21 protein-coding genes, 2 tRNA genes and 1 riboswitch are annotated in these 23949 nt (G+C 66.4%); of the genes, 21 read left to right on the top strand and 2 right to left on the bottom strand.

Annotated features, from left to right (window positions below; genetic code table 11):
* Positions 1 to 68 precede the first annotated feature (68 nt).
* The 13 genes from IDT60_RS10670 to IDT60_RS10610 all read left to right on the top strand — a co-directional run bounded on the left by IDT60_RS10670 (position 69) and on the right by IDT60_RS10610 (position 13784).
* Entirely contained in the window at positions 69 to 3428 is a 3360-nt protein-coding gene (locus IDT60_RS10670) for an Rne/Rng family ribonuclease (RefSeq protein ID WP_191079070.1), read from the top strand.
* Positions 3429 to 3544: 116 nt separating this feature from the next.
* Positions 3545 to 3641, top strand: a riboswitch (TPP riboswitch).
* 119 nt (positions 3642 to 3760) lie between these two features.
* Positions 3761 to 5236 (top strand): bifunctional hydroxymethylpyrimidine kinase/phosphomethylpyrimidine kinase, encoded by a 1476-nt coding sequence (gene thiD / locus IDT60_RS10665; protein WP_223883968.1) that lies wholly within the window; start codon positions 3761 to 3763, stop codon positions 5234 to 5236.
* 272 nt (positions 5237 to 5508) lie between these two features.
* Entirely contained in the window at positions 5509 to 5817 is a 309-nt protein-coding gene (rplU, locus tag IDT60_RS10660) for a 50S ribosomal protein L21 (RefSeq protein WP_164206145.1), read from the top strand.
* Positions 5818 to 5876: 59 nt separating this feature from the next.
* A complete protein-coding gene (gene rpmA / locus IDT60_RS10655) occupies positions 5877 to 6140 on the top strand; it encodes a 50S ribosomal protein L27 (RefSeq protein WP_009372867.1) in 264 nt (87 codons plus the stop codon).
* A 115-nt stretch (positions 6141 to 6255) separates the two neighbouring features.
* On the top strand, positions 6256 to 7845 hold the full coding sequence (gene obgE / locus IDT60_RS10650; protein ID WP_164199366.1) for a GTPase ObgE: 1590 nt from the start codon (positions 6256 to 6258) through the stop codon (positions 7843 to 7845).
* The gene (gene proB / locus IDT60_RS10645; RefSeq protein ID WP_191079069.1) at positions 7835 to 8986 is read left to right on the top strand and encodes a glutamate 5-kinase; all 1152 of its coding nucleotides are present in this window, start codon (positions 7835 to 7837) and stop codon (positions 8984 to 8986) included. The genes obgE and proB overlap by 11 nt, the downstream gene beginning before the upstream one ends.
* A gap of 26 nt (positions 8987 to 9012) precedes the next feature.
* A complete protein-coding gene (locus IDT60_RS10640) occupies positions 9013 to 10389 on the top strand; it encodes a glutamate-5-semialdehyde dehydrogenase (RefSeq protein WP_191079068.1) in 1377 nt (458 codons plus the stop codon).
* Between the two features lie 75 nt (positions 10390 to 10464).
* Positions 10465 to 10698 (top strand): hypothetical protein, encoded by a 234-nt coding sequence (locus IDT60_RS10635; protein WP_164199373.1) that lies wholly within the window; start codon positions 10465 to 10467, stop codon positions 10696 to 10698.
* 37 nt (positions 10699 to 10735) lie between these two features.
* Positions 10736 to 11365, top strand: coding sequence for a nicotinate-nucleotide adenylyltransferase (nadD, locus tag IDT60_RS10630; RefSeq protein ID WP_255527092.1), 630 nt, complete (start codon positions 10736 to 10738; stop codon positions 11363 to 11365).
* A gap of 7 nt (positions 11366 to 11372) precedes the next feature.
* Positions 11373 to 12800 (top strand): hypothetical protein, encoded by a 1428-nt coding sequence (locus IDT60_RS10625; RefSeq protein ID WP_191079067.1) that lies wholly within the window; start codon positions 11373 to 11375, stop codon positions 12798 to 12800.
* A gap of 47 nt (positions 12801 to 12847) precedes the next feature.
* Complete coding sequence (rsfS, locus tag IDT60_RS10620) at positions 12848 to 13249, top strand: ribosome silencing factor (RefSeq protein ID WP_164199377.1); 402 nt, start codon at positions 12848 to 12850, stop codon at positions 13247 to 13249.
* A gap of 101 nt (positions 13250 to 13350) precedes the next feature.
* Positions 13351 to 13423: transfer RNA gene (locus IDT60_RS10615), tRNA-Ala, on the top strand.
* 285 nt (positions 13424 to 13708) lie between these two features.
* Positions 13709 to 13784, top strand: a tRNA-Ala gene (locus tag IDT60_RS10610).
* A gap of 123 nt (positions 13785 to 13907) precedes the next feature.
* Here IDT60_RS10610 and IDT60_RS10605 read toward each other — a convergent pair.
* A complete protein-coding gene (locus IDT60_RS10605; protein WP_191079066.1) occupies positions 13908 to 15215 on the bottom strand; it encodes a cyclopropane-fatty-acyl-phospholipid synthase family protein in 1308 nt (435 codons plus the stop codon).
* A gap of 84 nt (positions 15216 to 15299) precedes the next feature.
* Between IDT60_RS10605 and IDT60_RS10600 the strand changes: the two genes are divergently transcribed.
* The 7 genes from IDT60_RS10600 (at position 15300) to IDT60_RS10570 (ending at position 22560) form a co-directional block, all read left to right on the top strand.
* Positions 15300 to 15653 carry a zinc ribbon domain-containing protein YjdM gene (locus IDT60_RS10600; RefSeq protein WP_223883685.1) on the top strand — a complete coding sequence of 118 codons (354 nt, stop codon included), beginning with the start codon at positions 15300 to 15302 and terminating at the stop codon, positions 15651 to 15653.
* Positions 15654 to 15672: 19 nt separating this feature from the next.
* Positions 15673 to 16731 (top strand): FAD-dependent oxidoreductase, encoded by a 1059-nt coding sequence (locus tag IDT60_RS10595; protein ID WP_191079064.1) that lies wholly within the window; start codon positions 15673 to 15675, stop codon positions 16729 to 16731.
* 95 nt (positions 16732 to 16826) lie between these two features.
* On the top strand, positions 16827 to 17936 hold the full coding sequence (locus IDT60_RS10590) for a class I SAM-dependent methyltransferase (protein ID WP_191081908.1): 1110 nt from the start codon (positions 16827 to 16829) through the stop codon (positions 17934 to 17936).
* Positions 17937 to 18094: 158 nt separating this feature from the next.
* The gene (locus IDT60_RS10585; RefSeq protein WP_164199385.1) at positions 18095 to 19297 is read left to right on the top strand and encodes an ROK family transcriptional regulator; all 1203 of its coding nucleotides are present in this window, start codon (positions 18095 to 18097) and stop codon (positions 19295 to 19297) included.
* 108 nt (positions 19298 to 19405) lie between these two features.
* Positions 19406 to 20758: an extracellular solute-binding protein gene (locus IDT60_RS10580; RefSeq protein ID WP_191079063.1), complete on the top strand. Its 1353-nt coding sequence runs from the start codon at positions 19406 to 19408 to the stop codon at positions 20756 to 20758.
* 3 nt (positions 20759 to 20761) lie between these two features.
* Positions 20762 to 21679 (top strand): carbohydrate ABC transporter permease, encoded by a 918-nt coding sequence (locus tag IDT60_RS10575; RefSeq protein ID WP_370590682.1) that lies wholly within the window; start codon positions 20762 to 20764, stop codon positions 21677 to 21679.
* Positions 21676 to 22560, top strand: a complete 885-nt coding sequence (locus tag IDT60_RS10570; protein WP_191079062.1) for a carbohydrate ABC transporter permease — start codon at positions 21676 to 21678, stop codon at positions 22558 to 22560. Before IDT60_RS10575 ends, IDT60_RS10570 begins: the two co-directional genes overlap by 4 nt.
* An 18-nt stretch (positions 22561 to 22578) precedes the next feature.
* On the opposite strand, the gene IDT60_RS10565 is transcribed toward IDT60_RS10570, so the two are convergent.
* On the bottom strand, positions 22579 to 22782 hold the full coding sequence (locus tag IDT60_RS10565) for a hypothetical protein (protein ID WP_223883683.1): 204 nt from the start codon (positions 22780 to 22782) through the stop codon (positions 22579 to 22581).
* 153 nt (positions 22783 to 22935) lie between these two features.
* Between IDT60_RS10565 and IDT60_RS10560 the strand changes: the two genes are divergently transcribed.
* The gene (locus IDT60_RS10560) at positions 22936 to 23943 is read left to right on the top strand and encodes a MoxR family ATPase (RefSeq protein WP_191079060.1); all 1008 of its coding nucleotides are present in this window, start codon (positions 22936 to 22938) and stop codon (positions 23941 to 23943) included.
* The last annotated feature ends 6 nt before the right edge of the window (positions 23944 to 23949 follow it).

Here is a 23949-nt window from a genome sequence, read left to right as displayed (position 1 = left end):
TTTTGACAATATGTGCCCCAATGGGTGCCGGATGTGGCGGTACGTCAGGGGCAGGAGTGTTGCCACATATGGAAAATGAACAAGTACCAGCCGTTAACGTTGAAGCAACGGCCCCCGAAGCCGCCGAAGCGCCCAAAAGGGCAGTAAGGACGCGGCGTAAAGCAGCGCCGAAGGCCGCCGACGCCGCAGCATCGGCTGACGCCGGGACCCTCACCGACGCCGGGGAACAGCGCGACGCCGAGACCGCTGCCGTCCTTGAGGGAGTGGCTGTGGTGGAGGTTGCACCGGAAACCAAAACTCCCGTTCGCCGGACGCGTGCCCGCAAGAAGCCGGAGGGCGCGGAGCCGCTGCCCGCCTTCGCCGGCGACGCCACCGAAGCGCCGGCTGCAGCAGCGGGCGCCTCTGCCGTTGAGCCCGCAGCCGATGCCCCGGCAGCCGAGGGGGAAGCCGACGCAAAGCCCGTCCGCCGCCGTCGGGTAGCCACCCGCAAAACTTCAGCGCCGGACGTTGCGGCGCTGGATGTCGCCGCCGTGCCGGCGGAAGAAGCGGCCCCTGCCGCCGTTGCCCCGCAGGCCAAGGCGGCGCCCGAAGCCGCCGCCGCCGCAGCACCTCCTGAAGCAGCGGCCCCGGCGGCCGCACAAACTCCGGCCCCGGCCGCCGCTCCGGCGGAAGAGCCTGCCGCCGCGCCTGCCAGCCCCTTCGGTTCGCTGTTCCTGGAGCCGGGTTCGGCCACGTCCGTCCTCTTCCAGGCCCCCGACCTGACCACTGTTGTCCGTCCTGCTCCCGCCGCGGCTGCGGAAGAGCCGGAAGAGGACGACGCCGAAGAAGGCGAAGCGGACGACGCCAACAGCCGCCGCAGGCGCCGCAGCCGCGGCCGCCGCGGGCGCACGCGCACCGGAGACAACGAAGCTGACGCCGACGCCGAGGGTTCCGACGGCGACCAGGACGGTGGCGCTGAAGACGAGGAAGAGTCCATCGGCCAGGGTGACGAAGGAGTGACGTCCCGCCGTCGCCGCCGTCGCCGCCGTGGCGACCAGGATCTTGAACTGACCGGTGGAGAGGGCGACGATCCGCCCAACACCGTGACCCGGGTCCGCGCGCCGCGCGCCGTGACCGAGGCGCCCGTCAACAACCGCGTGACCAGCGTCAAGGGTTCCACCCGGCTCGAAGCGAAGAAGCAGCGCCGCCGCGAATCCCGCGACACGGGCCGCCGCCGCACCGTCATCACCGAAGCGGAGTTCCTGGCGCGCCGGGAATCAGTGGACCGGCAGATGATCGTCCGCCAGCGCGACGACAGAATCCAGATCGGCGTCCTCGAAGACGGCGTCCTGGCCGAGCACTTTGTTTCCAAGACGCAGCAGGACTCCCTGATCGGCAACGTCTACCTTGGCAAGGTGCAGAACGTCCTGCCCTCCATGGAAGCGGCGTTCGTTGACATCGGACGCGGCCGCAACGCCGTGCTGTACGCCGGTGAAGTCAACTGGGAATCGGTCAACCTCGAAGGCAAACAGCGCCGGATCGAGAACGCGCTGAAATCAGGCGACACCGTCCTGGTGCAGGTCACCAAGGACCCGGTCGGCCACAAGGGCGCACGCCTGACCAGCCAGATCTCCCTCCCGGGCCGTTACCTCGTCTACGTTCCCGGCGGCTCCATGACGGGGATCTCCCGCAAGCTGCCCGACGTCGAACGCAACCGCCTCAAGCGCATCCTCAAGGACCGCCTGCCCGAGCATGCCGGTGTGATTGTCCGCACCGCTGCCGAGGGTGCCTCCGAAGAGGAACTCACCCACGACATCAACCGGCTGCGGGCGCAGTGGGAGGGCATCGAAAGCCAGTCCACATCCACCAAAGTGCTGGCGCCGGAACTGCTCTACGGCGAACCGGACCTCACCATCAAGGTGGTCCGCGACGTCTTCAACGAGGACTTTTCCAAGCTCATCGTCTCCGGTGAAGAGGCCTGGGACACCATCGAGGCCTATGTCACGTACGTTGCCCCGGACCTGGTGGGCCGGCTGGAGAAGTGGACCAAGGACCAGGACATTTTCGCCGCCTGGCGGATCGACGAGCAGATCCACAAGGCCCTGGAACGCAAGGTCTTCCTGCCCTCCGGCGGGTCGCTGGTCATTGACCGGACCGAAGCCATGACCGTGGTGGACGTCAACACCGGCAAGTTCACCGGCAGCGGCGGAAACCTCGAGGAAACCGTCACCAAGAACAACCTCGAAGCGGCCGAAGAAGTAGTCCGGCAGCTCCGCCTCCGGGACATCGGCGGCATCATTGTCATCGACTTCATCGACATGGTCCTTGAGTCCAACCGCGACCTGGTGCTCCGCCGCATGGTGGAATGCCTGGGCCGTGACCGCACTAAGCACCAGGTGGCCGAAGTGACCTCCCTGGGACTGGTGCAGATGACACGCAAGCGCATGGGCACAGGGCTCCTGGAAGTCTTCGGCGAGCAGTGCGAAACCTGCGCCGGCCGCGGAATCGTCACCCACGACGATCCTGTGGAGCACCGTCGCGCCAACACTGTCGCCGCCGAGCACCACGTGCAGCGCACGGACAGCCGCCCGGACACCCAGCGGATGGACAGCCAGCGCAGCGACACCCAGCGTCCGGACGCACAGCAGGGCGGCCGGACCGACCGGAAGCGCCGCCGCGGCCGTGGCGGCCAGCCCCTGGAGGTGGCACCGGCAGCTCCGGTGCAGATCCACACGGTCCACCCGGACCCCAGCGACGCCGAGCGCCACGCCAAGGCGGAGGCCACGCGGGCAGCTCTGGCCAATATTGCTGCCGCAGCACACGCGGCCCACCTGCATGACGACGAAGTAGCCCAGGCTGCTGCGGCGGCCCGGGCCGCCGGCACGGAGGCCCCCGCCCCTGCGCCGGAACGGTCGGAAGGCGAAATTACCGGCCGCCCGGCCGCCGTGCTGACTTTCGGCGGTGAACAGGTAGTGCTGCCGTTTGTCGAGCACCACGAGGACCAGCCGCAAGCCCCTGCCCTGACCCTTGACCGCCTGGCGGAGGCCTTCGCCAGGCTCGGCGGTCCGGCCCCTGAAACCGAAAGCGGTCAGGAGGCAAGCCAGCCCGCCGAGGTCAGGCAGGCAGAGCCGGAAGTGAGCCGGCAGGCCGTCAGCGCGCCCGCTGCAGCCCCTGCCCGCCAGGTTCCCGCCGTTGTTGAACGGGACTACTCGGATCACACCCAGCAGCCCGCCACCCGACGGCCGCGGCGGAACCGCAGTGCCAGCCGGGCCCAGGGCGCAGCCAATGCCACCACGGTGGAGCATCACGAAGCTGTCCCTGCAGCCGCGGCCGGGCACACGCACGCGGCCAAGGCGCCGGAGCCCGCCAAGGCTCCCGCAAGTGCCAAACCGGTCGAAACCAGCGCGCCGATCATCCTGGGTGTAGGGGTTCCTGCCTCAGAACTCTGATCCTTCGCCGGACATAGGCCGGAATGCCCGGACACGCCCTTCATTGGGGGCGCGTCCGGGCATTCTGCGTCCCGGCTTCATCTTCGGGCAGCGGCACCAAAGAAAGGCTAGGCTGGGTGACTGACACGGGGTGCCGGCAGAAAGCCGGCTGAGATCCAGACCCGTAGAACCTGTCCGGTTAGCACCGGCGAAGGGATGTCTCCTTGGCTTCGACTTATGTCCTTCCTCCCGCAACCCCCGATCTTCCAGCGGCCCTGCCGCCACTGACAGCCCCGGGACCAGCAGCCCCGGCCGCCGGCACCGCCTTTGCGCCATCGGCCGCAGCGGATGTTCTGACTGATACCCCGCGGGTGTTGTCCATTGCCGGCTCGGATCCGTCCGGGGGAGCCGGGATCCAGGCTGACCTCAAAAGCATTGCCGCCATGGGCGGATACGGCATGGCAGCCATCACCGCTTTGACGGTTCAAAACACACTCGGCGTCCAGGCAGTCCACGTTCCCCCCGCTGCGTTCCTGCGCCAGCAGCTTGACGCCATCAGCGACGACATCACCATCGATGCAGTCAAGATCGGCATGCTGGGCAACGCGGAGGTGATCGATGCGGTCCGCAGCTGGCTGGAAAAGGTACGTCCCGCCGTCGTGGTCCTCGATCCGGTGATGGTGGCAACCAGTGGAGACCGGCTGCTGCAGGAGCCGGCCGAGACGGCCATGCGGGCCCTGCTGCCGCTTGCGGACCTGATTACACCAAACCTTGCGGAGCTCGCCATCCTGGCAGGGGAGCCCCAGGCCCGGGACTGGGCGGAGGCGCTGGAGCAGGGAAAACGGTTGGCCGCGGCTACCGGCGCCACGGTCCTGGTTAAGGGAGGCCATCTCGACGGCGACACGTGCCCTGATGCCCTGGTCAATGCCGGGGGACTGCTTTCCCGGCCGGTTGTGGAAGTGACGGGAGACAGGATCGCCACGCGCAACAGTCATGGCACGGGCTGCTCGCTGTCCTCGGCCATGGCAACTGCACAGGCCCGGCTGGGGGATTGGGAGGCGTCCCTGCTGCTGGTGAAGCCGTGGCTTGCCGGCGCGCTGCGGGCATCCGGCCAACTGGGGGTCGGCGGCGGCAACGGCCCGGTCCACCACTTCCACCATGTACAGCAGCCTCCCGCTGCCGGGGAATTCGCTGCACTCCTGCAGCGGACGGCGGCCCCTTACCTGGAGGCTATCTACGGGCTGGAATTCATCCGCGACCTGACGGCCGGCTCGCTGGCAGAGGAACAGTTCGCCTACTACCTCGCCCAGGATGCCATCTACCTCAACGGCTATTCACGGGTTCTTGCCCGCGCCAGCGCGCTGGCGCCGACAGAAGCCGCGCAGCTGTTCTGGGCCAGGTCTGCCCAGCAATGCCTTGACGTCGAATCCGAACTGCACCGCAACTGGCTCAGCACCCGCACCGTGGAGCACGTCCTGGGCCCGGTCACCAAGTCCTATGTGGACCATCTGCTGGCCGCCCCAGCCTCCGGCAGCTACGGAGTTGCGGTGGCGGCCCTGCTGCCGTGTTTCTGGCTGTACGCCGAGGCGGGCAAGGCACTCCACGCCCGGTTCCTTGCGGCAGGCGCTCCGGCGGAGCACCCTTATGCCGAATGGCTGCGGACGTACGCGGACGAGGATTTCGCGCAGGCCACGCGGGACGCGATCGCCTTGGTTGACGACGCCGGACGAAAGGCCTCCGGGGACGAGCGGGCTGCCATGGTTCAGGCCTTCAAGCACTCAAGCCGGTTCGAAGTGGAGTTCTTCGACGCGCCGCGGCTGCATGCCTGAACGCCGAAGGGCCACGCAGCCGGTACGATAGTCGGGCACGGTTTCGGATTGTCAGTGTTGTTCCCATTAGTGGGACCTATCACAGTCAAACGGCCGTAACCAGCCTCATTTGCGGCCGAAGGCGAAATTAGCGTATTCTAGATCTTCGGTGCTTACGCCAACACTTGGGTTACGACCCCACGGCGTTGAGGCACAGCGGGAACCCAGTCAAACATTGGCCCAGGTTCCGCACGCAAATCTAGTAATAAACGTCGAGAGAAGTGAGTTCCCAAGTGGTGTACGCGATTGTCCGCGCAGGCGGCCGGCAAGAGAAGGTTTCCGTTGGAGACTTCGTTACCATGAACCGCGTCCCCGGTGGAGCCGGCAGCACCATTCAGCTGCCCGCACTGCTCCTGGTAGACGGTGACAAGGTCACCTCCGCCGCTGCGGACCTGGCCAAGGTAACTGTTACGGCTGAGATCCTCGATGACCTCCGTGGTCCGAAGATCGTCATCCAGAAGTTCAAGAACAAGACCGGTTACAAGAAGCGCCAGGGTCACCGTCAGGAACTGACCAAGGTCAAGATCACTGGTATCAAGTAACCTTCGTTACTGTTCAGGTTTTCAGCAGATTCCCCAGAATTTAGAGGCAGGCATTTCAAATGGCACATAAAAAAGGCGCGAGTTCCACTCGCAACGGTCGTGACTCCAACGCCCAGTACCTCGGCGTCAAGCGCTTCGGCGGCCAGGTAGTTTCCGCTGGCGAGATCATCGTCCGCCAGCGCGGCACCCACTTCCACCCGGGCGCCGGCGTTGGCCGTGGCGGAGACGACACCCTGTTCGCACTGACCCCGGGAGCTGTCGAGTTCGGCACCCGCCGCGGTCGCCGCGTCGTCAACATCGTTGCTGCTGCAGCTGCAGAGTAACTCATAGTTCTGAAGCGGTGGGGCGGGCCATTTGGTCCGCTCCACTGTTCTTTTAACCGCATTACAATCATCTTGGCGCCTAGGGCGTCCAGGAAACAGCACTGAGGAGATCCACGTGGCGAGCTTTGTAGACCGGGTAGTACTGCATGTATCCGGCGGTACCGGCGGCCACGGCTGTGTCTCCGTGCACCGGGAGAAGTTCAAGCCTCTCGGCGGTCCCGACGGCGGCAACGGCGGTGACGGCGGCGACGTCATCCTCCGCGTTGACCACCAGACCACCACACTGCTGGACTACCACCACGCCCCGCACCGGCACGCCACCAACGGCGGCCCGGGCATGGGTGACTGGCGCGGCGGCAAAAGCGGCGAAACCCTGATCCTGCCGGTCCCGGACGGCACCGTGGTCAAGGCCAAGGACGGAACCGTCCTTGCCGACCTCGTCGGCGAAGGCGCCGAATACGTAGCAGCCGCCGGCGGCCAGGGCGGCCTCGGCAACGCCTCACTGTCCTCGCAGAAGCGCCGTGCCCCGGGCTTTGCCCTGCTGGGCATCGAGGGTGACGCCGCTGACATCGTGCTGGAACTGAAGTCCATTGCAGACATTGCCCTGGTGGGTTTCCCCTCTGCCGGCAAGTCCAGCCTGATCGCGGCAATGTCCGCTGCCAGGCCCAAGATTGCCGATTACCCGTTCACCACGCTGATCCCCAACCTTGGCGTTGTCCAGGCCGGCGACGTCCGTTTCACCATCGCTGACGTTCCTGGCCTCATTGAAGGTGCCAGCGAAGGCAAGGGCCTGGGCCACCACTTCCTGCGCCACGTGGAGCGCTGTGCCGCGCTGGTGCACGTGCTCGACTGCGGCACCCTCGAAGCAGACCGCGACCCGCTTTCGGACCTTGCCATCATCGAAGCGGAACTGGAAAAGTACGCCGTGGACATGAGCTACGCAGGCCAGGACGGCGAGGTTGTACCCCTGAACCACCGGCCGCGCCTCGTCGCCCTGAACAAGGTGGACCTGCCGGACGGCAAGGACATGGCCGAATTCGTCCGCCCCGAACTGGAATCACGCGGCTACCGGGTCTTCGAGATCTCTGCCACCAGCCACGAGGGCCTCCGCCAGCTGGGCTTTGCCATGGCGGAAATTGTCCAGGCCGCCCGCGACGCCCTTGCGGCTGCCCCGCCGAAGGTCCAGCCGCCTGTCCTGCGGCCCCGTGCCGTGAACGAGTCCGGCTTCAAGATCCGCCGCGAGGAAAAGAACCTCGAACCGCTGTTCCGGGTCCTCGGCGACAAGCCCGTGCGCTGGGTCAAGCAGACCGACTTCACCAACGAGGAAGCCATTGGCTACCTCGCGGACCGGCTCGCCAAGCTGGGCGTGGAAAACGAACTCTTCAAGCAGGGCGCCAAGCCAGGCGACACCGTGGTGATCGGCGAGGACGACGGCGTGGTCTTCGACTGGGAGCCCACCATGATGGCCGGTGCGGAACTGCTCGCTGCCCCCCGCGGCACCGACGTCCGCTTTGCGGATATCGGCGACCGCCCCACCCGCGGGCAGAAGCGCGAAGAGCAGCAGGAACGCAAGGATGCCAAGGCAGCCGCCCGCGCCGAGCTCGAAGCAGAGCGCAAGGCCGGGATCTGGACCGAATCGGTCAGCAGCCGCCGTGTCGCCAAGCCGCTCAAGGAGAGTGGACTGGGCGCAGACGATGACCAGTAGCGCCGCCACCGCGGTGTCGCACCCGCGGACCGCGGACCGCAGCGTGCTCGCGCATGCCCGCAGGATCGTTGTTAAGGTCGGTTCGTCGTCGCTCACCAGCATCAAGGGCGGCATCTCCGAGGAAGCGCTCACCGCCCTGGCTGATGCCCTTGCCACCAAGCGCAACGCCGGTGCGGAGATCATCCTGGTGTCCTCCGGCGCCATCGCGGCAGGCCTGGCACCGCTTGGCCTGGCCAAGCGGCCCCGGGACCTGGCCACGCAGCAGGCCGCGGCCAGCGTGGGGCAGGGCCTGCTGATGGCCCGGTACACCCAGGCGTTCGGCGCGCACGGCGTGACGGTCAGCCAGGTGCTGCTCACGGCGGACGACCTGATGCGCCGCAGCCAGCACACCAACGCCTTCCGCGCCCTGGACCGCCTCCTCAACCTGGGCGTGGTCCCGGTAGTCAACGAAAACGACACCGTGGCCACCCACGAGATCCGCTTCGGGGACAACGACCGCCTGGCGGCCCTTGTGGCGCACCTGGTCCGTGCTGACGCGCTGGTGCTGCTCTCCGACGTCGACTCCCTCTACGACGGTCCGCCGTCGCACGGTGCCAAGCGGATTCCCCTCGTGGAAGGTCCGCACGACCTCGACGGCGTCACCATCGGCAAGGCCGGGAAAGCCGGTGTGGGCACCGGCGGCATGACCACCAAGGTGGAAGCCGCAACGATTGCGGCCGGCTCCGGCATCCATGCGCTGGTTACCTCCACCGCCAACGCAGCAGCCGCGCTGGCCGGCGAGGACGTAGGCACCTGGTTCACCGTCAACGGGGCACGCAAACCCGTGCGCCTGCTCTGGCTCGCGCACCTGGCCTCCGTCCACGGCAAACTGATTCTCGACGACGGCGCCGTCAAGGCAGTGCGCCACCGCCGCACCTCCCTGCTCCCGGCCGGCATCTCCGCGGTGGACGGCGATTTCGAGGCAGGCGACGCCGTCGAGATGGTCAGTGCCGACGGCACCGTCATTGCCCGGGGACTGGTCAACTACTCCGCGGCCGAACTGCCCCAGATGCTGGGCCGGTCCACCAAGGAACTGGGCAAGGCACTGGGCCGCGGCTACGACCGTGAAGTTGTTCACGTTGATGACCTGGTGCTGGTCTGAGCCCGCAACTCGCCTAAACTTGGATCATGACTGAGGCACTGACCCACACCACTGCTGCGACTTCCGGCGACAACACCGCAGTTTCCGCTGCCACCATGGAGCCGGAGCTGACCTCGCCGGAGACGGCAGTGCCGCAGTCGCCGCAGGATGTGGAGGCCGCTGTCCATGCCATCGCGGACCGCTCCAGGCACGCCGCCCGGCGTATGTCGCGGGCAAACCGGGCGTGGAAGGACCGTGGCCTGCGTGCCATCGGGGCCGCCCTGCTGGAACAAAAGCGCCGCATCCTCGCAGCTAACGCCAAGGACGTAGCGGCCGGCAAGGCCAACGGCACGTCCGCGGCCATGCTGGACCGCCTTACACTGACTGACGCCCGGATTACCGGACTCGTGGATGCCCTGGAGAACCTCGCCAACCTGCCGGACCCCGTGGGTAACGTGGTCCGCGGCCAGACCCTGCCCAACGGCCTGCGCCTGCGCCAGGTCAACGTGCCCATGGGTGTGGTGGCCGCCATCTACGAGGCCCGCCCCAACGTCACAGTAGATATTGCCGGCCTCGCACTGAAGAGCGGAAACGCCGTTATCCTCCGCGGCGGTACCGCCGCGGCAGCCACGAACGAGGCCCTGGTCCAGGTTCTCCGGGACGCCCTGGACAGCGTGGGCCTGCCCGCCGATGCCGTGCAGACGGTGGACCAGTACGGCCGTGAAGGTGCCAACGCCCTGATGCGGGCACGCGGGCGGGTGGATGTCCTGATTCCCCGGGGCGGCCGGGACCTGATCCAGTCCGTAGTGTTGAACGCGGCCGTGCCGGTTATCGAAACCGGTGAAGGCAACGTGCATATCTTCATTGACGAATCCGCTTCCGAGGACATGGCGGTGGAGATCCTCCTGAACGCCAAGACCCAGCGGCCAAGCGTCTGCAACACCGTAGAGACGCTCCTGGTCCACTCCCGGTCCACCGTCCTGCCAGCCGTTGCCGCCGCGCTTCGTGGCGCCGGTGTCACGCTGCACGCCGACGAGCGGATCCGCGCCGCACTGCCTTCCTCCATCGAATCCACTCCAGCCTCGGACGAGGACTGGGCAACGGAGTACATGGACCTCGACCTGGCTGTGGCTATGGTGGACAGCCTGGATGACGCCGTCAGGCACATCCGCACGTGGTCCACCGGCCACACCGAAGCCATCCTCACCAATGACCTAGCCAACGCGGAGCGGTTCATCGCCGAGGTGGATTCGGCTGCCGTGATCGTCAACGCCTCCACACGCTTTACCGACGGCGGAGAGCTGGGACTCGGTGCCGAAGTGGGCATCTCCACGCAGAAACTGCACGCCCGCGGCCCGATGGGCCTGACCGAGCTCACCACCACAAAGTGGATCGTGCAGGGCGAGGGCCAAGTCCGCGGGTAGCAACGCGGTAACATAGACAGAAGTCCGGAACGGCGGGAAGATCCGCTGCCACATCCTTGAACCCTAGGGGAGAAAATGCTGCTCCAGCAGATCGCCATGACCGTTGCCGCAGAAGGCGAAGAACACGAACTTGCCCCGCTCTGGGCCGATCCGTGGGTTTTCGGGATCGTCATGTTTGCCATCCTGCTGGCCATGATGTTCGTCACGCTGTCCTACTCCAACCTGGGCAACCGGCACACGGCCACGGAAGAACACGCCGATCCGCACCGCCAGCACCCCAACAAGCACGATCACGGCCAGGGCCACTAACATTTCCCGTGTTCTGAACCGCGGTGCGCAAAGGCGGCTGCGGCTGGGCGTGATGGGTGGGACGTTCGATCCCATCCACCACGGCCACCTCGTGGCAGCAAGCGAAGTGGCTGACAAGTTCGGCCTGGATGAAGTGGTGTTTGTCCCTACCGGGCAGCCGTGGCAAAAAACGCACAAGCACGTCAGCGAGCCCGAGCATCGCTATCTGATGACAGTGATCGCCACGGCATCAAACCCGCGCTTCACCGTGAGCCGGGTGGATATTGACCGGCCGGGTCCCACGTATACCATTGATACCTTGCGCGACCTCCGGACCCAGCGTCCGGATGCCGACCTGTTCTTTATCACCGGTGCCGATGCCCTGGCGCAGATCCTGTCCTGGAAAGACATCGACGAGTTGTGGTCGCTGGCGCATTTTGTCGGTGTGACCCGTCCCGGGCACGTTCTCGATGGCATGGGCCGGGAAGACGTCAGCCTTCTGGAGGTGCCTGCCATGGCCATTTCCTCTACCGACTGCCGTGCGCGGGTCGCCGGGAACAACCCCGTCTGGTACCTCGTGCCGGACGGTGTGGTGCAGTACATCGCCAAATACGGACTGTACGCCGAGGGAACACAGCCCAAAGATGTCCGAACAACCGAAACAGACGAGCCAGCCAGTACTGAATGAGTTCTCAATGAGTCAGGAACAGCCCCCCGTCCGCAGCCGCCGCGAATTGCGGCAGGCCAGAGATGAGAAGCCGGCTACCGGCCCGACGGGCCCGGGCCAGGTTTCGCCTGCCTCAAAACAACGGCGAGCAGCCGACGCCCCCGTGGACTCTGTCCCGGAACAGTCCCAGGCCCAGCGGTCCTCGCAGATCCGTGCCCGCGACCGTGCCGCACTGCGCACCATTAAGGAACTTGAGGAGAAGGAAGGGCAGCTTTCTGCCGGCGGCCCTCCCACGCGCAGGCAGTTGCGGCTCCAGCAGCTTAAAGAACAGGCTGTCACGTCGGCCAACCCCATCATTCCGGCCCCGATGGGCAAGCCGTTGCCATCCACGGGCAAGCCGGTTCCTGCCCCGATGGGGCAGCCGCTTTCCTCTACGGGCCAGCCGATTCCGGCCCCGATGGGCAAGCCGCTTCCTGGATCCGCCGGTCCCACCGGTCCCACCGGTCCCTCCGGCCCCGTCGGGTCCCCGGCGATCGCCAAACCGGCACCCGCAGGATCCGGCAAGGGTCCGGGCATTCCGGAGGGCATGAGCGTGGAGCAGGCACTCGCGGCCCGCACCCTCATTGCCGAGCAGGCCAAGAACCAGCTGGCCAAGATGGAGCATATCGCCTCCCTCGACCCCGAAGCCGTGGACCCGGACATCCTGGCCGAACAGATCGCCCTTGCCGAGCGGGCTGCCGTCCTGAACCGCCGGGCCATGGCCAAGCAGAAGCTGGCCGAGCAAGCCGCACCACCTGCATCGCAGGCCCCGGCCGTCCAGGGCACACCGCAGCAGGCCGTAACCGCACAGCCGGCAAGCCCGAAGCCCGTAAGCGCCAGGCCTGTAAGCGCAAAGCCTGTAAGCGCGCAGCCGGCAAAAGGCCAGTCAGCAAAAGGCCAGCCGGCAACCGGTCAGTCAGGGCCGGCCACCGCGGACAACCTCGCCATGGTGACGCCGCTTGAATTTGTCCAGGTACCCGGCGTCGACAGGCCGGTGATGAAGCCCCCGGCGACGTCCTACGTACCGGTTCAGACCCAGCCGGGAGCCAAAGTCCGGCCGGGTGCCAAAAACCGCCGGCAGTCCGCCGCGTCCAGGCAGTCGGCTGCTGCTCCTGGCGCTCCGGCAGGCCGTTCCCGGGTCATCGCCCGGGCCGAAGCAGCCGCCCGTGCCGCCACCGAGCCCAAGCGAATAATTCCCGCTGCCCCGGACGCCCGGGCGGGGGAGTCTGACGACCTCTTCGCGGACCTGCCCCGCATCCCGGCCCGGTCCGCCCATGGCCTGGAGCCGCTGGATGCGGCCACGGCAGGGCTGGCCCGCGCCAACCGGCTCAGGCTCATGCAGGTCCTGGTCCTGGCCTTCGGGATCGTGGCCCTCATTTCCGGCGTCATCCTCATCGCCAGCGGCATGTCCCGCTGACCGGCTGCGCACCCTTTACGAAGCTTTAGAAAACTACAAGGAGTCCCGTGACTGCATCAGATTCATCCATCGCCATAGCCCGCCACGCCGCCAAGGCCGCTGCGGACAAGATCGCCCACGATATCGTGGCGCTCGACGTGAGCGAACGCCTTGCCCTGGCGGACGTCTTCCTCATCGCCTCAGCGCCCAGCGAACGCCAGGTCAACGCGATTGTGGACGGCATCGAGGAAGAACTCTCCAAGCAGGACCTCCGTCCGGTCCGCCGCGAGGGCCGTTCCGGCGGACGCTGGGTGCTGCTTGACTACTCGGACATCGTCATCCACGTCCAGCATGAAGAGGACCGCGTCTTCTACGCCCTGGAGCGCCTCTGGAAGGACTGCCCCGTCGTTGACCTGCAGCTTGCCGACGACGCTTCAGCCAAGGCTTCGGCCGCTGCTGAAAGCGAATAAGAGGCCCTCACGGGTCCCGAATATGCCCGATTTGGAATTTTCGGAAACGGTGATCTAAGATATTTGAGTTGCTTCGGAGATCACCGGAGCGGCGAAGGTCCGGGGCTGTGGCGCAGCTGGTAGCGCACCTGCATGGCATGCAGGGGGTCAGGGGTTCGAGTCCCCTCAGCTCCACCGGATAGTCCGTCGGAATCGAAAGATTCCGGCGGACTTTTTTGTTTGCCCCGGGATTCCCGCCTGAGCGGTGAATCATTTCCCCCGCACAAGGTCTTTTCGGTTGGCGTCCGCGGGGGATAAGACCTGGGCGGGGGAGTTCGCCGCACCGTGAACTGAAGGTCCTGGTGTGCGAACCAGCCCGGAATTACCGGGACCGGGCTCCCGATTGGCGCCGGGCGCGGATTTCTATTAAGCTGATCAGGTTGCTTCGAGCGGCCCGAGTGGCCAACGGAACAACGGTTTGGGGCTGTGGCGCAGCTGGTAGCGCACCTGCATGGCATGCAGGGGGTCAGGGGTTCGAGTCCCCTCAGCTCCACCAAACCGGACACAGTGTCCACCCAAAAGAGCCACCCCGCGGGGTGGCTCTTTTGGTTTGCCGGCTCTTTTGGCTAGCCGGCTACCGTGGCTGCAGCCGCAAATCCGGCTGCCCGTCACCAGCGTCCTAGATCCAGTCCGTTCGGCGCAGCGGCGGCTGGCCCCCGCCGGCACGCTGCACCAGGATCTGGTTCACGCCCGTAAGGCCGGTTTCAAAGCCCAGGGCGCTCGATGCCATGTACAGCCGCCAGACCCTCGCCCGCCCCAGGCTGGTCAGCCTGACGGCTTCGTCCCAGTTCGTCTCCAGCCGGCGCACCCACGCGCGAAGGGTCAGGGCGTAGTGCCGGCGCAGCGCCTCGACGTCCAGCACCTCGAATCCGCCGGATTCCAGTGCGGTGACCATCTCGCCGAGGCTGAGCATCTCGCCGTCCGGGAACACGTAGCGCGGAATAAACGAGTCCGGGTCAGGCTTGGTGCGTCCTGCGTTCCAGGAGATGGCGTGGTTGAGCAGCCGGCCACCCGGACGGAGCAGCCCATGCAGCGTCTCCACGTAGCGGGGCGTCTGTTCCCGGCCGACGTGTTCGGACATGCCGATGGAGCTGATCGCATCGAAGGGTCCGTCGGCGATGTCCCGGTAATCCTGGACGCGGATATCGATGTTCTCCGTCAGCCCGGCATCCGCCGCCCGCTTTCGGGCATGCACTGCCTGCTCCGCGGACAGGGTTACGCCCACCACTGTGACGCCGTACTGCTGTGCGGCATGCAGGGCAAAGCTGCCCCAGCCGCAGCCCACGTCCAGGACCCTCATCCCGGGTTTGAGGCCAAGCTTCCGGCAGACCAGGTCCAGCTTGGCCCTCTGGGCTCCGTCCAGTCCGGCCGCAAGCCCGATGTTGTCAACGGACGAACCTTCGTCCCATACGGCGCACGAGTAGACCATCGACCCGCCCAGCACGAGGGCATAAAAGTCGTTGCCGACGTCGTAATGGTGCGAGATCGCCGCAGCGTCCCGCCGCCGCGTATGAAGCCGGCCCTTTCGGGCGACTCTTGCCTCTTCCGGCGGCGGCGCAGGGTTAGGGCCCAAGGCTCCCAGCCGGACGGCCGCACTGACCAACGTGCCCAGTTCGCGCGGGGTCAGGGGCCGGAATGGGCCGGGTTCGGAAAACTTGCCTGCCGAGCTCAGCGCCGTGAAGGCCTCAAAGATGTCACCCGGCGCATCGATGTCCCCGGCCACGTACGCCCGGCTCAGCCCCAGCTGCCCGGGCGACCAAAGGATCCGGCGCAGCGCCCGGCGCGACCTGAACTCAAGGATGGGTGCGTTGGGCGGACCTGCCTCGGAACCGTCCCACGCGCGGAGCCGGAGCGGGATCCCGGACGTCCCCAGGACGATTCCCAACGCTTTGGCCAGCAGCGATGCTGCTCCGTTGTCTCTTGCCATGGTCTGCGCCTTTCTACCGGTATGGCCCAACAGTACGACGGCGGAGCGCACCTGTCAGTGCACCGCCCCGATTATCATGGGGGAGTGAATGAGTCCCTGCCGCCGTGCCCCGAATGTGCCAGTACCTACGCGTATGAGATGGGTGCACTCCTGGTGTGCCCCGAGTGCGGCCACGAGTGGTCAGCCGAATCAGCCGCGGAAGCCGAAGAGGCCGGACCGCGGGTGATCAAGGATGCCGTGGGCAACGTGCTCGCTGACGGCGACACTGTCACGGTGATCAAGGACCTGAAAATCAAGGGCAGCTCCAGCGTCATCAAGGTGGGGACCAAGGTGCGTGGCATCAGGCTGATGGACGGCGTGGGCGATCATGACATTGACTGCAAAGTGGACGGCGTGGGGCCCATGCAGCTCAAATCCTCCGTGGTGAAGAAGGTCTAGCGGAACCGGCAGGCAAACCATGGAAGACGCAAGCACCGATGTTGTGGTCATCGGCGCGGGGCAGGCGGGCCTGTCGGCCGCCTACCATCTGCAGCGCCGGGGACTTGAGTACACGGTCCTCGACGCAGAGCAGGGCCCGGGCGGTGCGTGGCGGCATCGCTGGAAAAGCCTGGTGATGGCAACGGTCAACGGCATCAGCGACCTTCCCGGAATCGCGAAGCCCGACGTGGACCCCGCCGAACCCAGCTCCGAATTCCTGAGCAGGTACTTCGGCGGCTACGAGCGCGAAGTCGGGATCGAGGTCTTCCGACCGGTCAAAGTCAGCTCCGTTGCCAGGGAAGATACGGATCCGGCCGGAAACCTGCGCGTCAGTTCCGGCCGCGGCGGGTGGTCCGCGAAGGCCGTCATCAACGCCACCGGCACCTGGACACGGCCGTTCTGGCCCATCTACCCGGGCCGCTCCACTTTCCTGGGCCGTCAGCTGCACGTGGCCGACTACGTCTCAGCTGAGGAGTTCCGCGGGCTGCACGTCATCGTTGTCGGCGGCGGTATTTCCGCTGTCGGGCTGCTGGACGAGATCTCGCAGGTCACAACCACGAGCTGGTTCACACGGCGCGAACCGGACTGGCGGGACGCGACGTTCGACGCCCAGGCCGGGCACAACGCCGTTGCCCTCGTGGAAGAACGCGTGCGGCAGGGACTGCCGCCGCAGAGTGTTGTGGCGGTGACCGGGCTCATCCGGACTCCCGCCCTGCGCGCGGCAGAAAAGCGCGGGGCGCTTGAGCGTCGGCCCATGTTCACAGCCATCGAGCCCGACGGCGTCCGGCTCACCGATGGCAGCCTGCTCCGGGCGGACATCATCCTGTGGGCCACGGGGTTCCGGGCCGAGCTGGAACACCTCGCGCCGTTGCACCTCCGCGGTCCCGGCGGCGGAATCGCCATGGACGGCACCCAGGTGGCAGCCGAACCGCGCGTGCACCTGGTGGGCTACGGCCCGTCGTCGTCCACCATCGGCGCCAACCGGGCGGGCCGGGCGGCCGTGGCCGCCATCCTCAAGCTCCCCGCGCTGCAGCCCTGAACGCCCCCCCAAGCAGCGCACCACAAACACACATCAACCAGAACAACGACGGCAGGAACCACGTGGCAGAGAAAAGCCTTGAGGACATCTTCGGCATGCTCAGGCGGTACCCGGACGTCGAAGCGCCCAACCTTCAGGCCTGGGACGCAACGGACAGGCTCCTGCTTGAAGCCGCAGCCGGCCGCGTGGGTCCGGACAGCAGCCTGGCGGTGATCGGCGACCGTTACGGCGCCCTGACCCTCGGCGCGCTGGGCACGCTCGGAGTCCGGCGGGTCCGTGTGCATGAGGACCTCATCACGGGAGAACGGGCCCTGCAGAACAATGCCGGTGCCCTGGGGCTGGCAGGCTTTGAGCAGTTGCCGCTGGGGGCGGAGCTGCTCGCCGGTGCACAGACCGTGCTGCTGCAGCTTCCCCGGACCCTGGCGGAGCTCGAAGAAATCGCCGCTGCCGTGGCCCGGCACGCCGCCCCGGATGTTGTGCTCCTTGCAGGCGGACGCATCAAGCACATGTCGCTGGGGATGAATGCGGTGCTGGAGCGCCACTTCCAGGATGTCCGGCCGCAGTTGGCGCGGCAGAAGTCCAGGCTCCTCGTCGCCGCCGGAGCGGTCCGGGAGGGCAACCCCGGGCACCCCGCCGTCGGGCATTCCACTCTTGAACACATCGCCGAACTGGACCTGGATGTTGAAGCGCACGGCGCCGTGTTCGCCGGCGCGAAGCTGGACATCGGCACCAGGTTCCTGCTGACGTTCCTCCCGGAGATGCCCGCCGCACGGCATGCCATCGACCTGGGCTGCGGTTCCGGGATCCTGGCTGCCATGTATGCCCGCCAGAACCCCGGAGCACGCGTCACGGCCACGGACCGGTCAGCCGCCGCCGTCGCCTCGGCGCTGGGCACCGCACGTGCCAACGGCCTGGCGGAGAGGATCACCACGCTCCAGGATGACGCCATGAGCACCCTGCCCGATGCCAGTGCCGACCTGGTCCTGCTGAACCCGCCGTTCCACCTGGGGGCAAGCGTGCATGCCGGCGCCGGGATCAAGCTCTTCGAGGCAGCTGCCAGGGTACTGGCGCCCGGCGGCGAACTGTGGACGGTCTTCAACCGCCACCTTCAGTACCTCCCGGCGCTGGAGCGGCTGGTGGGCCCCACCACCGTCAAGGGCAGCAACCCGAAATTCACCGTGGCAGTCAGCGCCAGGCGCCCCTAGCCACGGGCCCGCTTCGTGGCCTGCCTCCGGCTCTGGGCGTGCGTCAGGCGGTAACGTACCATTCAGACATCATCACTACGAGGCCGCTAACCATAGGGGAGACCGTGCCAGAAACTCGCCAGCCCTCGGCGCCACGGCGCGGTACCAACCTGCCGCGCATGGGGGACTTTAACCTCACAGTGATTCTCGATGCCATTCGCCGGTCAGCCGGTGGCCTCAGCCGTGTTGAGCTCGCCCAGATCGTCGGGCTTTCGCCGCAGACCATTTCCAATATCTCGCGCCGTTTGCTGGACCAGCACCTGATTGTCGAAGCCGGCAAGGAAGGCAGCGGTCCCGGCAAGCCGCGCACCATGCTCCGGCTCAACCCGGCGGGCATGTATGCGGTCGGGGTGCACCTGGACCCTGCCGTGACAACCTTCGTGGTCCTGGACCTGGTGGGCTCCGTGGTCCAGCACTCCCGGATCAAAACACCCGGCGGGAACGATCCTGCCGCCGTGATCGCAACCATGGCCACCGAGATTGAGCAGCTGGTCGCCGGGTCCGGCGTGGACACCAGCAGGATCGCCGGACTGGGCCTCGCGGCTCCCGGGCCGATCGACCTCGATCACGGCACCGTGGTGGACCCGCCGCTGCTGCCCGGCTGGGACCGCGTGGAACTCCGGGACGCCCTGGGCAAGGCCACCGGCTACTCCGTCCTCGTGGACAAGGACGTCACCAGCGCCGCCGTCGCCGAAACGTGGGCCGGCGGCCCCAGCGGCGCGGGCAGCTTTGTGTTTATGTACATGGGCACCGGCATCGGCTGCGGCATTGTGCTCAACGACGAAGTTGTGCGCGGAACGTCGGGGAACGCCGGCGAGATCGGCCATATCATCGTGGACCCTGACGGCCCGGCCTGTGACTGCGGCCTGCGGGGCTGCGTGAAGTCATCGGCCATCCCGCAGGTTCTGGTGGCCGAAGCCATCGAGGCAGGCATTCTTGACGGCCCGGGAAAGCACACCAGCGGAGCTGAGGTGCAGCAGAGCTTCGCGCAGTTGTGCGACCTCGCTGATGCCGGAGACGCCAGGGCCCTGGCCATCATCGACAAGTCTGCCGTGCTCGTTGCCCGGGCAGTTTCCGTGGTCACCAACACGCTCGATGTGGAGCGGGTGGTGTTCGGGGGCCCCTTCTGGAGCCGGATCGCGGACCGCTACCTGGAGAAGATCCCGGCCCTGGTGGACGCCAGCAGCGCCGCCCGCCAGATCCATACCATCGAGGTTGTCGGCACAGGCGTCGGTGAGGACGTGGGCGCCATTGGTGCTGCCTGCCTGGTCCTGGAACATACCCTCGCGCCCCGGGCGCAAAGGCTTCTCCTGGAGGTCTGAACGGGGGCTTCTTGCCTGTGGCGGGAGCCCCATCTAGCATGTGGATATCACCGCGGCTGGGGGCCCGCAGTCAAAGGGGACGGCAGCCATTGATTTGAATGGAGCACCATGCGTCGTCGGGTCTTTGAAATCACCGCCCTCATCGCTGCAACAGCGTTGATGCTGACAGCCTGTTCACCGGCCGCCCCGCAGGACGAGGCAAAAACACTGAAGGTGGTTTACCAAAAGACCGATTCCTTCAGCGCGCTGGACAATCTTTTCCAGGCCGCCAAACAGGAGTTTGAAGCCGCCAACCAAGGGGTCACAGTTGCCTTGGAACCCATCCAGGCAAACGACGACGACTACGGCACCAAGCTTGCCCTGGCCCTCCGGTCGCCGTCCACCGCTCCGGACGTCTTCTACGAGGACACCTTCAAGGTCCGGTCCGACGTTGATGCCGGCTATCTCCTGAAACTGGACAGCCACCTTGAAGGGTGGACGGACTGGGACACCTTCGATGAGGGAGCCAAGGCGGCAGGGCTGGCGGACGACGGCGGCACGTACGCTGTCCCGCTGGGCACGGACACCCGGGCCATCTGGTACAACAAAAAAGTCCTCACCGCTGCGGGCGTCAGTGTCCCGTGGGAGCCACGAAGCTGGCAGGAGATCCTGGATACCGCGCGGAAAATCAAGGCCAGCGATCCCAGCGTGGTGCCCTTCAACATGTACGCCGGAAAGGCCACCGGAGAAGGCACGGTGATGCAGAGCTTCTACGAACTGCTCTATGGAACCGGATCTGAACTGTACGACGCTGACGCCAAGAAGTGGGTAGTGGGTTCCCAGGGGTTCACGGACTCGCTGGCCTTCCTCAAAACCCTCTACGACGAACAGCTGGCCGTCTCCCCGGCCGAGGCCCTCGACGCGAATGTGTGGAAGAAGGTCTTCGGGGAATGGCTCCCGCAGGGCAAGATGGCCGCCACCGTGGAAGGCTCGTACACGCCCTCCTTCTGGCAGAAGGGCGGCAGCTATGAATGGCCGGGGTATGCAGAGGACATGGGGGTGGCAGCGTTCCCCACGCAGAACGGCCAGGCGCCCGGCGGTGTCAGCATGTCCGGCGGCTGGACACTGGCGGTCGGGGCCGGAACCAAGGAACCGGACCTGGCCTTCGGCTTCCTGGCCACAGCCCTGAACCGGAAGAACTCACTGGCGTTCAACATTGCCAGTTCCCAGATTGCCGTCCGGAAGGACGTCGCCGCGGATTCCGGCTACCAGGCGGCCAACCCCTTTGTGAAAGACGTGTCCGAACTCGTGGCGGTCACCCACTACCGCCCGGCCACGGCAGATTATCCGCGGATCTCGGCAGCGGTCCAGGAAGCTACCGAAGCTGTGATCACCGGGGCGAAATCCCCTGAGCAGGCGGCAGCGGACTATGACACGGCGGTGAAAGGCATCGTAGGTGACGCCAAAACCGCCGCGAAGTAGCCTGTGGCCACAACCACTCCCCAGCGGCTGCGGACAGTAAACCGGCTTCATCCCCATCTCCGGCGGCAGGCACGGCTGCTGCCGGTCCTGCCGGCCGTGCTGCTTCTGCTGGTGTTCCTGGCCGGGCCCGTGCTGTGGGCGTTCCACGCGTCATTCACCAACGCTGCGCTGACCGGCCGCAACGCCCGCAGTCCGGGCTGGGTGGGGCTCGAGAACTACCAGCGCCTCATCACCGACCCCGTTCTCCCGCTGTCCCTCGTGCTGACCGTCGTCTTCGTCGGCGGCTCGGCCATCCTGGGGCAAAACCTGCTGGGACTTGCCCTCGCGCTGCTGATGAAGCGGGCACGCCGGCCGGTGGCCGCAGTTGTCGGAACCGCGGTGGTAGCGGCCTGGGTGCTGCCGGAGATCGTGGCAGCCTTCGCCGCCTACGCCTACTTCAGCCGCGACGGCACCCTGAACCAGATCCTGGGTGGCCTGGGATTCGGCCAGCCTGACTGGCTGTATTCGTTCCCGATGGTGGCCATCATGCTGGCCAATATCTGGCGCGGCACCGCGTTCTCCATGCTGGTGTACCGCGCGGCGCTGGACGATGTTCCCGGTGAGGTCACGGAGGCCGCCCTGATGGACGGCGCCAGTGGCTGGCAGCGACTGGCCTACGTGACCATCCCCATGATCCGCAGCAGCATCGCTACGAACCTGATGCTCATCACGCTGCAGACGCTGGCGGTGTTCACCCTGATCTGGGTCATGACGGCGGGGGGACCCGCCAACGCCAGCACCACGCTGCCTGTGCTGGCGTACCAGGAAGCCTTCAAGTTCGGCGATATCGGGTACGGAACGGCGGTTGCATCCGTGCTGATCCTTATCGGCCTGGTCTTCGGCGCGGCTTACGTGCGGCTGCTCCGCGGGTCAAAAGGATGACGACGGCGGCGCGGGCGTCACCGGGGGCCCGGCGGCGGGCGGGAGCGGGTGCTGTTTCGCGCGCGCAGCATCGTGCCCGGGTGCCGGCGGATGCAGCCCTGATCCTGATCGGCGCCTGCTTTGTGTTGCCGCTGCTGTGGCTGGTCCTTGCATCCCTTGACGTCTCGGCCGGTCACGAGGCACGGCTTCCCGCCCGGGTTTCGCTGGATAATTTCGCTGCGATTATGACCCCTGGCCTGCTGTTCCAGCCGCTGTGGAACAGCATGCTGCTCTCTGCCGGGACCGCGGCCGTCAACCTGATAGCAGCTGTCCTGGCTGCCTACCCGCTCTCCCGGTACCAGTCGCGGTTCAACAGGCCGTTTATGTACACCATCCTGTTCGGGACCTGCCTGCCGATCACCGCCATTATGGTCCCGGTCTACGGGCTGTTTGTGCAGCTGGACCTCCTGGATTCCATGGCGGCAACCATCTTCTTTATGGCCACCACCACGCTGCCCATGGCCATCTGGATGACGAAGAACTTCATGGACGCGGTGCCGGTGTCCTTGGAAGAGGCGGCCTGGGTGGACGGCGCGTCCGGATTGACGGCGCTGCGGACCATCGTGCTGCCCTTGATGCGCCAAGGGCTGGGCGTGGTGTTCATCTTTGTGTTCATCCAGGCCTGGGGGAACTTCTTTGTCCCGTTCGTCCTGCTCCTGTCCGAGGCAAGGCAGCCGGCAGCGGTATCGATCTTCAGCTTCTTCGGACAGCACGGCGCCGTGGCATATGGCCAGCTGGCCGCATTTTCCATCCTGTACTCAGTACCGGTGCTGGCCCTCTACGTGATTGTGGCCAGGGGCGCCGGCAGTTCCTTCGCCTTGTCGGGAGCAGTCAAAGGCTGACCCGGCCGGGCAAGGAAGTCAGTCGATGTCCTCAACGATAACCCCGTAGGGGATGCTGTCATCGAGGTGGGCCTGATGGCCGGTGGAACCGATGTTGTACGTCACCCGCACTCCGTGAAGCTGGTCAGCAGCGGACTGCTGCAGCACAGGCTTGACGGCGAGGACGAAGATCTCGCTTTTGTCGGCGAGAAACTGTTGGTAACTGGCTGGAAGCTCCTTCATTGCAACAGGATAGACCCGCGGACCCGCCATGGGGAGGGGTCCCCATTGCGGGTATATCCGCAGGTGGCTTGGATAGGATGGCGGGCGGAGTGCAGCCGGCAGGCAACACCATCAGTCCATCGTCATCAGGCACCACCATCAGGGGGAAATCCAGTGCTTCAGACCAGTGCGCCCGCACGCATCGAACCGGCGGAACTGGCCCGTGCACAGCAGGTTGTGGCGAATATTTCGCGCAGCTTCGACGCCAAGGTGGTGGGGCAGGCACGGCTGCGTGAATCCCTGCTGGTGGGTCTCCTGACCGGCGGGCACATCCTCTTGGAGAGTGTTCCGGGCCTGGCGAAAACCACCGCCGCCCAGACCGTGGCCGAGGCCGTGAGCGCCGAGTTCCGCCGGATCCAGTGCACCCCGGACCTGCTGCCGAGCGACATCGTGGGCACGCAGATCTACGACGCCGCCAAGGGCACCTTCATCACGCAGCTGGGCCCCGTGCATGCCAACATCGTCCTCCTTGATGAAATCAACCGCTCCAGCGCCAAGACCCAAAGCGCCATGCTCGAAGCCATGCAGGAACGGCAGACCTCCATTGGGGGCCAGGAATACAAACTGCCCGCACCGTTCCTTGTGCTCGCCACCCAGAATCCGATCGAGCAGGAGGGCACGTACCAGTTGCCGGAGGCGCAGATGGACCGGTTTATGCTCAAGGATGTGCTGGACTATCCGTCGCCGGCAGAGGAAACGGAGATCCTCCGTCGGATTGACGCCGGCGTCTTCACGGTGGAGCAGAAACCAGCAGCCGCGGCCTCCCTCGATGCCGTGGTGGGAGTGCAGGACCTGGTCCGGCGGATCTACATCGACCCGGCCATCATCAACTACATCGTGGGCCTGGTGTTTGTCACCCGCAATGCCGGGCAGTACATCGAACCCCGTCTGGCCGGCTTTATAGAATTCGGCGCCAGCCCGCGCGCCAGCATCGCCTTCAGCCAGGCCGCCCGGGCCGTTGCGCTGCTCAACGGCCGGGACCACGTCATCCCGGAGGACGTTAAGTCCCTCGCCCACCGCGTCCTGCGGCACCGCCTTATCCTGGGGTTCGACGCCGTCGCCGAGCAGGTGCCGGTGGAGGCCATCATTGACGCCATTGTGGCGTCCGTCCAGACCCCCTGAGCCCGG

Source organism: Pseudarthrobacter sp. BIM B-2242 (genome assembly GCF_014764445.1).
Taxonomy (GTDB): domain Bacteria; phylum Actinomycetota; class Actinomycetes; order Actinomycetales; family Micrococcaceae; genus Arthrobacter; species Arthrobacter luteus_A.
This window is presented reverse-complemented; position numbering and strand designations above follow the sequence as displayed.